Source organism: Gilvimarinus algae (assembly GCF_030518215.1).
Taxonomy (GTDB): domain Bacteria; phylum Pseudomonadota; class Gammaproteobacteria; order Pseudomonadales; family Cellvibrionaceae; genus Gilvimarinus; species Gilvimarinus algae.
Genome location: NZ_JAULRT010000035.1, coordinates 413,582 through 427,135, shown reverse-complemented (window position 1 = coordinate 427,135; position 13,554 = coordinate 413,582). Strand labels below are relative to the sequence as shown.

Annotated in this window: 8 protein-coding genes; all 8 read left to right on the top strand. The window is 57.8% G+C overall.

Annotation, left to right across the window (positions count from 1 at the left end; all coding sequences use genetic code 11):
• The first annotated feature begins 91 nt into the window (after positions 1-91).
• The 8 genes from QWI16_RS05610 to QWI16_RS05575 all read left to right on the top strand — a co-directional run bounded on the left by QWI16_RS05610 (position 92) and on the right by QWI16_RS05575 (position 13,441).
• A complete protein-coding gene (locus QWI16_RS05610; RefSeq protein WP_302711783.1) occupies positions 92-718 on the top strand; it encodes a response regulator transcription factor in 627 nt (208 codons plus the stop codon).
• Between the two features lie 81 nt (positions 719-799).
• Positions 800-1,555: a DeoR/GlpR family DNA-binding transcription regulator gene (locus QWI16_RS05605; protein WP_302711782.1), complete on the top strand. Its 756-nt coding sequence runs from the start codon at positions 800-802 to the stop codon at positions 1,553-1,555.
• A 15-nt stretch (positions 1,556-1,570) separates the two neighbouring features.
• The gene (locus tag QWI16_RS05600) at positions 1,571-2,062 is read left to right on the top strand and encodes a hypothetical protein (RefSeq protein WP_302711781.1); all 492 of its coding nucleotides are present in this window, start codon (positions 1,571-1,573) and stop codon (positions 2,060-2,062) included.
• 29 nt (positions 2,063-2,091) lie between these two features.
• Positions 2,092-3,921 (top strand): glutamine--fructose-6-phosphate transaminase (isomerizing), encoded by a 1,830-nt coding sequence (gene glmS / locus QWI16_RS05595; RefSeq protein ID WP_302711780.1) that lies wholly within the window; start codon positions 2,092-2,094, stop codon positions 3,919-3,921.
• Positions 3,922-4,025: 104 nt separating this feature from the next.
• On the top strand, positions 4,026-4,790 hold the full coding sequence (locus QWI16_RS05590; protein ID WP_302711778.1) for a TlyA family RNA methyltransferase: 765 nt from the start codon (positions 4,026-4,028) through the stop codon (positions 4,788-4,790).
• A 34-nt stretch (positions 4,791-4,824) separates the two neighbouring features.
• Complete coding sequence (locus tag QWI16_RS05585; protein WP_302711776.1) at positions 4,825-5,385, top strand: DUF4136 domain-containing protein; 561 nt, start codon at positions 4,825-4,827, stop codon at positions 5,383-5,385.
• 125 nt (positions 5,386-5,510) lie between these two features.
• Positions 5,511-11,711 (top strand): MBG domain-containing protein, encoded by a 6,201-nt coding sequence (locus tag QWI16_RS05580; RefSeq protein WP_302711775.1) that lies wholly within the window; start codon positions 5,511-5,513, stop codon positions 11,709-11,711.
• A gap of 2 nt (positions 11,712-11,713) precedes the next feature.
• A complete protein-coding gene (locus QWI16_RS05575) occupies positions 11,714-13,441 on the top strand; it encodes a ShlB/FhaC/HecB family hemolysin secretion/activation protein (protein ID WP_302711773.1) in 1,728 nt (575 codons plus the stop codon).
• The last annotated feature ends 113 nt before the right edge of the window (positions 13,442-13,554 follow it).

Below are 13,554 nucleotides of genomic sequence, written 5' to 3'. Positions count from 1 at the left end.
CGTTCGTCCGTAGCGAAAAAGGCCGGCGCGGGCAGGGCGCGCCATGGCATATAATACCGTTTTATGAACCGCCCGCCAGACGCCTTAGCCTATGCAATCAGCGCTTGTGATCGAAGACAACCGAATGACCGCCAAAGCGCTCGCTGGCTATTTGCGCAGTGCCTTTACCGGCATAGACGTCAGACTCTGCGAGAGCCTGGCTCAGGCCAGGGACCAACTGGCGCGGCAGCGCCCCGATATCGTCTTGCTGGATATCGGCCTACCCGATGGCAAGGGCACAGCTCTGCTCGAAGAGCCCTGCCTGAGCGGCGTGCCCTGGGTGGTGATGATCACCATCTTTGATGACGACGAACACCTGTTTGCCGCTCTGCGCGCTGGCGCTCAGGGGTATTTACTCAAAGACGAAACCGACGAGCGCTTTATCGAGGCGCTCAAGGGCATAGTGGCGGGCCGGCCGCCCTTATCGCCCGCCATCGCCCGAGCGATGATGTCGCATTTTCGCCCCAAGCTTCCCCGTACGGACCTCTCCCCGCGGGAGCTGGAGTTGCTGCAGTTGATCGCCGATGGCCTGAGTGTGCGCGCTGCCGCCGAGCGCATGGGGCTGGCCAGTAACACGGCGGCCGGCTATCTCAAGACCATCTACCAAAAGTTGCAGGTCAACTCGCGCGCTGGCGTGACCCGCAAGGCCGTTGAGCTGGGCCTGGTGCCCCCTGTCTAGAGAGGAAAAAGGACGTTTACTTGGTTTAAACCTTTCGTTTTGCTAGAATTTGTTTCGTTTTGAAACTTAAAAAGTCTGTTTATGGCTCAGCGTAATACCCAGTGGCGGCGGCGGCGCATTTTGGACCTCCTCGACGCATCCGGTGAGGTGGCCGTCGAGGCTCTGGCACAGGAGTTTCATACCTCTGAGGTGACCATCCGCAAGGATTTGGGCGCACTCGAAAGTCACGGGTTGTTGCTGCGTCGCCACGGTGGCGCTATTCCCCTACCCCAAAAACCTCTGCGCGCTGGCGCCGCCGCCTCTGCGGTGAAACAGAAAATTGCCCGCCTGGCGGCGGCGCAAATCCGCCATCACAGCCGCATTATTATCGACAGCGGCAATACCACAGCGGCACTGTTGCCCGAGCTTGGCAAGCTGCAAGGTCTGGTTGTGATGACCAACTCCCTCGGTATCGCCCAGTCCCTACTGGCGCTGGACAATCAGCCCACCCTGTTGATGCCGGGCGGCACCTGGGACGCGCGCTCCGAGGCCTTTCAGGGTCAGCTCGCCGAGCAGATGTTGCGCGCCTACGATTTTGATCAACTCTTTATCGGTGCCGATGGGCTGGATCTGGAGCGCGGCACCACCACCTTTAATGAGCTCTATGGTCTCAGTAGGGTGATGGCCGAGGTTGCCGCCGAAGTCATTGTGCTCGCCGAATCCGACAAGCTGGGGCGCAAAATTCACAACTTAGAGCTGCCCTGGTCCGTGATTGACCTGCTGGTCACCGATGCAAATCTGAGCGATGACAACAAACACACTATCGAGCAACAGGGCGTGCGGGTGCTGTGCGCCTGACTCAGGGAGAAAGCCATGAAAATAAAAACCGTTTTGTTTGTCGCGAGCCTCCTTTGCTCGCCTGCCCTGTGGGCAGAGCAAAGCCCTCTACATGGGCTTGAAGCCTTAACGGGGTCCTGGAAACTGCAGTCGCCGCAAACTCCGCAGGAGAAGGCCTTTCGTCTGAACTACCGACTGATTTCCAAAAACACCACCTTGGTTGAGGACTATGGCGATCCGGCCCAGCAAATTACTGAAACCCTCTATCACCGCGATGGCGAAAAGCTCCTGGCCACGCATTACTGCGCCCGTGGCAATCAACCGCGTTTGGCACTGCACCCGGATGCCGATGATAAGACGCTGGTTTTTGAGTTTCAGGACATCACCAACCTGGCTCATAAAAGCGACCCTCATATGGTCGGGATGCGCTTTGTGTTTGTCGATGCCGAACACTTTGAAAAAGAAGAAACCTATCTCGTCAATGGTGAACCTCACGTGTCGAGGATGCTGCTGGTCAGGGCCGATTAACCGTTTGTAGAACCCAACAGGACAAGTGTATGTGTGGAATAGTGGGCGCTATCGCCCAGCGCGATGTGGCAGAAATTTTACTGGAAGGGCTGCGCCGGCTCGAGTACCGCGGCTACGACTCAGCGGGCCTCGCGGTCGTCAGTGAGCCCGGCCAGTTGCAGCGGCTGCGCCGGCTCGGCAAAGTGCAGGCCCTGGCCGATGCCATGATCGGCCCGCTGGCAGGTGGTACCGGTATCGCCCATACCCGCTGGGCAACCCACGGCGAGCCGAGCGAGCGCAATGCCCACCCACACGTCAGCGCCGATAGCCTGGCTGTGGTGCACAATGGCATTATCGAAAATCACCAGGAGTTAAAAACCGCCCTGGAGCAAGACGGTTACCGTTTTAGCTCAGACACGGATACCGAAGTTATCGCCCATATGGTCCACAAAGCGCGGCAAACCGGTTTGAGCCTGTTCGCCGCTGTGCGCGCAACAGCAAAACAGTTGCGCGGCGCTTACGGCACTGTCGTGCTCGACAGTGAAGAGCCGGATAAACTCGTCGTCGCCCGCTCGGGCAGCCCCTTGGTCATTGGTCTGGGTATTGGCGAGAATTTTATCGCCTCAGATTCGCTGGCACTGCTGCCAGTGACGCGTCAGTTTATTTACCTGGAAGAGGGCGATGTTGCCGAAATTACCCGCAATACGGTTTACATAGAAGACGCCCGGGGCAACCCCGTCGAGCGCCCCGCGCAGGAGTCCACCGCCAGTTACGACGCCGGCAACAAGGGTGGCTATCGCCACTTTATGCTCAAGGAAATTTACGATCAGCCGCAGGCCGTGCGCAACGCTCTGGAATCGCGTTTGGCAGAAGATCATGTGCTGGACCAAGCCTTTGGCACCCAGGCGGGCGATGTGTTTGCCAGGGTAAAGCATGTGCAAATTGTCGCCTGTGGCACCAGCTACCATTCGGCCATGGTGGCGCGCTACTGGCTGGAATCTCTCGCCGGCATTTCCTGCTCGGTGGAAATTGCCTCCGAGTACCGCTACCGCAAACCCGTGGTCCTGCCCGACAGTTTGTTGGTGACAATTTCCCAGTCCGGCGAAACCGCCGATACTCTCGCTGCACTGCGCATGGCACGGCACTTGGGTTACTTGGCAACACTCGCCGTTTGCAATGTAGGCGCCTCATCGCTGGTACGCGAATCTGACCTGGCCTTTATGACGCGCGCCGGTGTGGAAATCGGTGTGGCCTCCACCAAGGCGTTTACCACGCAATTGGTGGGTTTGGCGATTTTGGTACTCGCGCTTGGGCAACACAACGACATCAACCCGCTCTTACTAACGGAAATGGTCGGTGCCCTGAAAAGCTTGCCAGAGCAGCTGGAAGAAACCCTGACGCTAGCCCCTGACATTGAAAAGCTCGCCGAAGAATTTGCCGACAAACACCACACACTGTTTCTCGGCCGCGGCGATCAATACCCCATTGCCATGGAAGGGGCGCTCAAGCTCAAAGAGATTTCCTACATTCACGCCGAGGCCTATGCCGCCGGCGAGCTCAAGCACGGGCCCCTGGCGTTAATTGACGAGGACATGCCTATTGTGGTGATTGCCCCCAACAATGAGCTGTTGGAAAAGCTCAAATCCAATGTCGAGGAAGTGCGCGCGCGCGGTGGCATTCTCTATGTGTTTGCCGACCGCGATGCCCAGTTTGCCTCCGACGAGACCATGCGGGTAATCAACCTGCCCCACACTCATCCGTGGATGGCCCCTGTGGTCTACACCCTGCCCTTGCAGTTGCTGTCCTACTATGTAGCGATTATTAAAGGCACGGATGTCGATCAGCCACGCAATCTGGCCAAAAGTGTTACGGTGGAGTAACGCCAATTGATGAAAAAATCGCAGCCGACCAATAACGACACAAGCTTTGTGCGCTTTGAAAAGAATGGCTTACTCCTCCGCGCTCAGAAACGGGTAGTGTCTCTATGAGCCGGCTTGATCAAGTGTTGGTGGAGCGTGGGCTGGCGATTAGCCGGGCGCAAGCGCAGCAATACATACGTGCCGGCAAGGTCCAGGTACTGATGACCAACGGCGAGTGGCAAACCCAGAGCAAAAACAGCTTTAAATGTCTGCCTGAACACCAGCTGCGGTTACTCGCGGGTGAAGAAGAGCGCTATGTATCGCGCGGCGGTCTCAAGCTCGCCGGCGCTCTTGCGCGAACCGGTGTTGACCCAGACGGAAAAATTGCCCTGGATGTGGGTCAGTCTACCGGCGGTTTCAGTGATTGCCTGCTGCAGGCAGGCATTGGTGCTTTGGTCGGTGTGGATGTGGGCAGAGATCAGCTGGCGGAAAAAATCAAAAACGATGCGCGCGTGAGTTACTATGAGAACATCAACGCGCGTGAACTGCCTTTTCAGCTCAGGGAAAAGCACGCGCCCACCGGTTTTGATCTGGCGGTAATGGATGTCTCCTTTATTTCACAAACCCTGATTCTACCCGCGCTCATGCCTCTGCTGGCGCCTGGCGGTGACTTGATCAGCCTGGTAAAGCCGCAGTTTGAGGTGGGCCGTGAGGGAATTGCCAAAGGCGGTATTGTAAGGGACGAGAACCTTTACCAGCAGGTGGAAGAAAAAATCCGCCGTAGCTGCGAGCACTTGAGGTTACAAGTACAGGATTATTTTGCCAGCTCCATCACCGGTGGGGACGGCAATCGCGAGTTTTTTGTTTGGGCTGTTAAACCGGAAAAATAAATTTTCCCATTGGAAAACGGTTAAAGGACTGATTATGACCCCCTCGTTTTTAAAAACCGCTTGTGTTGTTTTGAGTGCTTTGCTGCTGTGGGGCTGCGTTAGCCAGGCGCCGCAGGAGCCGCGCTATACCAGCTCGTTTATCTCCGTCAGTGAACCTGGCTTTGTCTTGGCACCGGGCGATCGCTTTGCCTGGTTTGCGCCGGCGGAGGTCATTAGCGATGGTGAGCACAGTCTGGGTGAAAAGACCATTGAGCATCTGCGCGAGCGCTTTGAACAGCGCATGACCGAACAGGGTTTTCAGATGGTCGGCAGCACCGACAGTGCCGATTACTGGATTAGCGCTGTCATCATTCTCGGCGATGCGGTCAGCGAGCAAGAGCTGGTGCAGCGCTACGATATCGCGCCGGCGCTCAGCAATCTCGCCAACTACGAGGCGGGCACTTTGGTGATGCGTTTAGTATCACCGCTTGGGCGCCGCACCCAATGGCGCGGCGCCATGGAGCTATTTACCGATCCGTCGCTAAAAGCCGAAGAGCGCCAGCGGCGTGTGGACTATGCGGTGGACACTTTTGCCCGCCATCTCTCGCCAAAATAACAGCGCCCTAGGGGGTGCCGGATTGACCCCAGTATGGCTACAATGCACACTTTGTGACCCGTATCACGGCAGTACGTCAATGCCCTATAACCTTTGACGTACCGACACACTTTAAGAGGAAGACCATGAACCGCTCCTACCCGCCGATTTGGAATTCAGCTACCGGCCAACCCCGCCCTGCCACTGGATGTGTGGCACGCCCACTGGCGCTGGCACTGGCCATCGCCGCCGCCAGCGGTACGGCCCTGGCCGGGCCCGACGGCGGAGTGGTTATTGACGGCAACGCCCATATTCATCATCGCGGCAATACCACCGATATCAACCAGCACACTCAAAACATTACTGTGGTGTGGGACAACTTTGATATCGATGCCAGCGAGATCGTCAACTTCCTACAGCCGAACAGCGACTCGATTGCACTGAACCGCGTGTTCAGCGCCGATGGCACCCAGATTAACGGCCAGCTCAACGCCAACGGCCGGGTGTTTGTGCTCGATGCCAACGGCGTATTGTTCGGCAAAAACGCCAAGGTGAATGTCGGCTCGCTGGTGGCCTCCACACTGGACTTGTCACACGCCGATTACGATGCAAGCAGCTTTACCTTCACCGGCGATGGCAAGCCCGCGGCGGTGACCAACCTCGGCAGCATCACCGCTGCCGACACGGGTGCGGTCGCGCTTCTGGGTGGGCGCGTGAGCAACCACGGGATTATTCAGGCCAAGCTCGGCAATATCGCTCTCGCCGCTGGCAACCAGATCACTCTGGATTTTGCCGGCGATGGTCTGCTCAATGTGCAGGTAGATGAGGCGGCCTTAAACGCCTTGGCAGAAAACCACGGCCTGATCAAAGCCGACGGCGGCCAGGTCCTGATGACCGCCCACGCCAGCGATGCGCTGCTGCAAACGGTGGTCAATAACACCGGCGTGATTGAAGCGCAAACCCTGCAAGAACAAGACGGCAAAATTCTCTTACTGGGCGGCATGACCGACAGCACCGGCGGCACAGTGCGTGTCAGTGGCACGCTGGACGCATCAGCGCCAGAAGACGGCAACGGCGGCTTTATTGAAACCTCCGGTAGCATTGTGAAAGTTGCGGCCAACGCTACGCTCGATACCTCAAGCGCCAATGGCGACGCCGGCACTTGGCTGCTCGACCCGACCAACCTGGAAATCAGCTACAACGAGATGGGCGGCAACGACGGCGTCAGCCATGTTCACACCCAAGCGCTGCAAAATTCCCTGGCAGGCGGCAATGTCATTCTGGAAACCGCCGATGCCGGTGCAGGTAATGGCGACATCACTATCGTTGACCCGATTATTTGGGCCAGCAGCAACAGCCTGACTTTAAATGCCGACGGTGGCATCGCCTTTAACGATTACCTGCATGCGCCCAGTGGCGGCTTAACCCTGAACGCTGCCAATAACATCACCACCGGCGCCGAAGGGCATATCAACGTTGCCTCCTTTACGCTGGAAGCGGGCAACTTCTCGCAAATCGCCGCCACCCTGCCCACCTTTATGGCCGATGACTTCGTCATCAACGGTGGCACTTTTACTCGTGCCACAGGCGGTAGTGTCGGCGGTGCGGCGCTGCAAATTACTGACGTTTTTGGTTTGCAGGGTTTGGATACCACCCCGGACGCTGATGCCGTTTTGGTCAACGACATTGACGCATCCGGCACGGCCAGCTGGAACAGCGGTGAGGGCTTTAATCCCATAGGTGATGATACCCTCAATTACACGGGTACATTTGATGGCGCGGGCCATACCGTTGATGGCCTTACGATCAGTCGTTCCGGTGAAAATTATATCGGCTTGTTTGGTTATACCTCTAACACAGCTGTCATTGAGCGTGTTGGTGTTACCAATGTTGATATTGAGGGGCAGAGCTTTGTTGCGCCACTGGTAGGGTACAACTTTGGTGAGATAACACAAAGCTATGCCACTGGTAGCCTAACGGGAATTGGGTTTAGTTTTGGCGGCTTGGCCGGTTTCAATTTTGGCGATGTCGATCAGACTTACAGCACGGCTGCGGTTTCCGGCGGGCAATACGTGGGTGGCCTAGTGGGCGAAAACTATGGCGATATTACCCAGAGCTACGCCACGGGTGTTGTCAATGGAGCAGATTCTGGTGGTTTGGTCGGACTAAACAGTGGGACGGTCAACACCAGCTACTGGGATGGCTTTACCACCACCGCGGGTGCGACTGGCTTTGGAACCGACGGCGGCGGATCAGTTTTTAATGCCACCGAAGTAAACGGCAACTGGGCTGGCGCTCCCAATGCTTACAATGAAGCAACCTACACCGGGTTTGATTTTACCAACACCTGGTTTATCGCCGAGGGCAGCTCTCGGCCGATGCTGCGCGCCTTCTTAGACGGCGGTAATATTTCCAACCTCTACCAACTGCAAGGTATGGCTGCCAACTTAAGTGGCAGCTACACCTTGGTCAACGATATCGACGCCTCAGCCACGGCATCGACCGATAATGCCGATGTCTGGGGCGGGCGCGGTTTTGCGCCTGTTGGTAATGGTACTGCAGAGTTTACCGGTGAGTTGGATGGCCAGGGCTTTGTTATTGATGGCCTAACCATTTCGCGGCCCGATCAGATTTACGTGGGTTTGTTTGGAGTCCTTGATAGCTTGGCCAACCTCACGGGTGTTGTTCTAGAGTCAAGTTCTATTGTCGGCAGTGAATATGTAGGCAGCTTAGCGGGTTATAGCGAAGGCAGTATCAACCGCAGCTATGCGGTGGGTACGGTGTCAGGTTTTCGTGTTACTGGTGGTCTAGTTGGTATTAGCAGTAACACTAGCGATACTAGTAGTAGCTACTTTATGGGGTCTGTAGCCGGAACAGAATATATTGGCGGCCTGGTAGGCATCAGCAATAACAATATTACTAGCAGCTACGCGATCGCTTCGGTAGCCGGCACAACAGGCATTGGCGGCTTGGTGGGATTCAATGGTGGTGGTATTACCAGTAGCTACGCGACCGGTTCGGTAGTCGGTGAAACCGGTGTTGGTGGCTTGGTTGGGTACAATGATGACAGTATTACCGCCAGCTACGCGACCGGTTCGGTGACCGGAACAACGGGTGTTGGGGGTATTGCGGGTTACAATTACGAGACTATTACGAATAGCTACTGGGATATCTATACCTCCGGTGAAAGTGATGCAGTGGGATCAGGTTCAAATGCTGGCACCAGCGCGGTAAATGGCAATTGGGCCGGGCCGCCGACTGCCTACAATCAAGCGTCCTATACAGGTTTTGATTTTACCAACGACTGGTTTATCGCCGAGGGCAGCTCGCGTCCTATGCTGCGTGCCCACCTTTCCAGTGGTGGTGAAATCCATAACCTCTACGACCTTCAAGGTATGGCCGCTAATTTAAGCGGTAGCTACACCCTGATGGCGGATATCGATGCTTCCGCCACCGCCGATAGTGTTACGGCAGGCAATGGAGGCAACTATTCCGATGTATGGGGTGGTCGTGGTTTTGCGCCCGTGGGGATTGATGGTGGTTCATTCGTCGGCAGTTTGGATGGTAACGGCTTTGTTATTGATGGTTTGACTATTAATCGCCTCGATCAAGATGGCGTCGGACTATTTGGCAGAATTGAAGATGCAACACTGACACAAGTTGGTCTTACCCAAGTTGATATTACAGCGAATGACGGGGTTGGCGCATTGGTTGGCGACTCTGTTATGGGGACAATTACGGGTAGTTTTAGCACTGGCCAAATCAATGCCAACCAAGTTGCGGGTGGGTTGGTCGGCCTGTCCAGAGGAGATAATATTAGCGGAAGTTACAGCGATACTGATGTAACTATCTCGGGCCTTTTTGCTGGGGGGCTAATAGGCAATGCAGGCCAAATTGCTGCTACAAGCGTTAGTAATAGTTATGCCTTAGGGGATGTCTCCGGTAGCGATGGGGTTGGCGGTTTAGTTGGTGAAATAGTAAATGGTTCAAGTATTTCGCAAAGCTATGCTTCGGGGACAATTACAGGTGGCGCTAATAGTGGCGGCTTAGTTGGTTCGAACTCTACCAGCACGATTACGGATAGTTTCTGGAATACCGATGTTGAAGCTGTGGGTGTAGGCATTGGCGACGCTAGCGGCGCCACCGGCCTCAGCACCGCTGAATTTACAGACTTGGCCAGCTTTGCCGCCTGGGGCGCCGATATTGATGCCGAGGGCGGCACCGGCGCTACCTGGCGTATCTACGAAGGCAATAGCGCTCCGTTATTACGCTCTTTCCTCGCCGAAATCGATGTGATCGCCTATGACGATTACAAAATCTACGATGGTGTCGCCTACGACGGTCTGCACGACATTAACGGCACCACCGGTGCAGGCGTGCGCTACGGCACCAGCTACGCCGAGTTTGTCTCGGTGTTTGGTGAGAACGGCACGCCCTACGGCTCGGATGCGATCAACAGCGCCGACTTGGAATACACCGGCGACTCGCAAGGCGCGATTGATGCGGGCACCTACGCCATTACCCCCAGTGAGCTCTGGTCGAACCAGACCGGCTACGACATCCTCGTCACCGACGGTATCTTGACCATCGATCAGGCCGTGGTGAGCGTGACCGTCACCATCAACGACGCCAGCAAAGTCTACGGCGCGGCCGACCCCAACTTCAGCTGGCGGGTGACCTCCGGAACTTTGGGTGCGGGCGATACTTTAACCGGCAACCTCTTCCGCGATCCGGGTGAAAACGTTGGCACCTACGACATCCACGGCAACATTACCGGGGATCTCGCCAGTGGTAACTACAACGTCACCCTCAACGAGGGTGTGTTCACCATCACCCCAAGGGCCATTACCATCAGCGTGGCCGATCTGGCCAAACTCTATGGCGAGCAGGACCCGGAGCTGACCTACACCATGACCGGTTCGCCCGCCAATGGCGATCAGCTGGCCGTGAGCCTGAGCCGCGCGGCGGGTGAGAACGTGGGCGACTACGCCATTACCGCCGATGTCAGCGGTGATCTGGCGAGCGACAATTACAGCCTGAGCATCGACAACGGCGTGCTTACCATCACCCCGCGCGAAGTGACCGTGAACGTGGCGGATCTGGCAAAAATCTACGGCGAAGACGACCCGGCCCTGACCTGGGCCGTGACCGAGGGCTCGCTGGCCCCCGGCGAAACCCTGGAGGGCAACCTCAGCCGCGAGGCGGGTGAAAATGTGGGTGACTACGCCATTATGGGCGAGCTCGCCGGTGATCTGGCCACGGCCAACTACACCGTCACCCTCAACAACGGCGTGCTCAGCATCAGTCCGCGGCCGATAGTGATCAGCGCCGACGATCTGGTGAAAATCTACGGCCAGAACGATCCCGCGCTCACCTACACCCAGGGCGGCACCCTCGCCTTTGACGACACCATGGAAGTCAGCCTCGCCCGTGAAGACGGCAGCAATGTGGGCCTCTATACCATCACCCCAACGGTGACCGGCGACGTGCTCTCGGACAACTACGCCCTCTCGGTACAGGCCGGCGCCCTGCAAATCACCCCGGCGGCGCTGACCGTCACCGCCGATGACCTGGAAACCTACTGGGACCTGCTGCCGGACGAGTTCACCGCCACTTTGGACGGACTCACCAACGGCGACACCGAGGCCGATGTGTTTGGCGACTCACTGGTGGTCACCAGCGATCTGACCCTGCCCATCCCCGGTGAATACACCCTGACGCCCATCGCTACCCTTGCGAGCAACAACTACACCGTCACCTACAACGACGGCGTGTTGAACCTGCTCAGCTCCAACCCCGGCAACGGCTATGGCGACGGACTCACCAGTACCCAGTTCCCGGCCCGTGAATCCTTAGGCCGCGACAACCGCGCCAACATCTACGAGGGCCGCGACCTGCTCGACGGCGCGCTGGATGAGATCGAGCTGAGTGTGCTGCAAGGCGGCACCCGCCTGAGCGCGGCCGAGCTGGCCGACATCGGCCTGCTCATGCCCCGCGCGGTGCTCTTCCCCAACAACAGTGCGGTGATTGGTGAGGAGTACATCGGCATGCTCGAGCGCTTTGTCGAGAAGCTCAAGCACTACCCGGACCTGACCTTGTTGATTGAAGGCCACACCTCCAACACCGGGCCCAAGGCACTGAACGTGCGCCTGGCGCAAAAGCGCGCCATGGTGGTGTACAACCTGCTCGTTGAGCTGGGCGTTGACCCGGCGCGCATGGGCACCAAGGGCTTTGACTGGATGCGCCCGGTCGCCGACAACAGCACGCTGGCCGGCCAGGCGCTGAACCGCCGTACGGAAATCACCCCGGACAAACCGGCCGACAACCCGGCGCAGGGAGGCGAGTAATCATGGATCGCGTGACACAACAGACCACCACACTCAAAGGCAAAGGAACACGAACCACCATGAAAGCAGCATCGGCCAGCTCACTGTCTCTGCTCACCCTGACCGGGGCTCTGCTGAGCGCCCAGGCATTTGCCCAAGTGGTACCCGATGCCGGTACCTTTATCCGCGAGCTGGAAACCGAGCCGGTGCAGGACGTGGAAAAGTCCAACCTGGATGTGCAGCTGCCCGAGCAACCCCCGGCGCCCAAGGCCGCCGAGGGCGGGCCCAGTGTCTTGGTGGACAGCTTTGTCATCAGCGGCAACCAGGCCTTTGACAGCGACACCCTGCTGGCGCTCGTCTCCGAGCTTGAGGGTGAGCAACTGACCCTGGCTCAGCTGCAAGAAGCCGCCGGTACAATCACCGCTTACTATCGCGAGCGCGGCTACTTCCTGGCCCGTGCTTACCTGCCCCAGCAGGATGTCAGCGACGGCAGCGTGATCATTGATGTGCTCGAAGGTCGCCTGGGCAAGGTGGATCTTACCAACGAATCCCACACCCGGGATTTTGTGGTCAAGCGCCCCTTCCGCTCCCTCGCCCCCAACCAGATGCTCACCGCCGATGAGCTGGAAACGCCGCTGCTGCGCCTGTCGGATATCCCGGGCATTGAGGTCACCACCACGCTCGTGCCCGGCGAAGAAGTGGGCACCAGCGATCTCAAGGTGGATGTCGCGCAGGGCCCCTGGGTCAACGGCACCGTGGAGCTCGACAATCACGGTAACGAATCCATTGGTGAGTACCGCCTGGGCGCCAGTGTGCAAGTGAACAGCCCGCTGGGTCTCGGCGATCGTTTTGATCTACGCGCGCTCGGCTCCGACGAAGAGCAGGTGTTCTTCCGCGCCCAGTACCAAATGCCCGTGGGTCCCTGGGCCACCAACATCGGTGCGGCCTACTCGGACATGGACTACGAGCTGGGCGGCAACTTTGAGGAGCTGGATGCAACCGGTAACGCGCAAATCACCACCGTGTTTGTGGATCAATCCATTATCCGCACCCGCAACCACAACCTGAGCGCGCAGCTGCAGTACGACAGCAAAGACCTCCAAGACAAAATCGACGCCTTTGGCTCCAACAGCGACAAAGACTCCGAGCTCTACACCCTGACCCTCGGCGGCGACTGGCGCGATCAGTTCCTGGGGGGCGGTGTCACCCAGTGGTCTCTGGCCTACACCAAGGGTGAGTTGAACATCCACAGCTACCTGGACCAGATAATCGACTCGGTGACCGCACAAACCGCCGGCGACTTTGAGCGCTGGGCACCGTCGATCATGCGTTTGCAGAACTTAGGCGGTAACTGGAGCCTGCACGCGCAAATCCACGGGCAGTTTGCCGATAAGAACCTGGACTCTTCCGAGAAAATCAGTTTGGGCGGCGCCTACGGTGTGCGCGCCTACGCCCAGGGCGAGGCCAGTGGCGATGAAGGTTACATCGCCAACGTTGAGGTGCGCTACAACCTCACCAGCCGCTGGCAGGTGTACGCCCTGGCGGACTACGGCCAGGTGGACGTGAACAAGAATCCCTGGGAAGGGGTGGCCGACAACGAGCGCGACCTGGCCGGTGCCGGTGTGGGTGCGCGCTACAACAGTCAGAGCTGGCACTTCAATGCCACGGCGGCGGCGCCCATTGGCAACGATGAGACGGTGGGCGATGACGACGATGTGCGCCTGTTTGCCAAGCTGGTGTGGAAGTTTTAGAAAACCCGCTGGCATTAAAGAAACAGCGTAAAAGAAAGCTACTGTAAAAAGCCACCGTAAAAGAGAGCTTCACCCGATCACCCCGCCAGGCAAGCGGTGGTGAATCGGGTGCT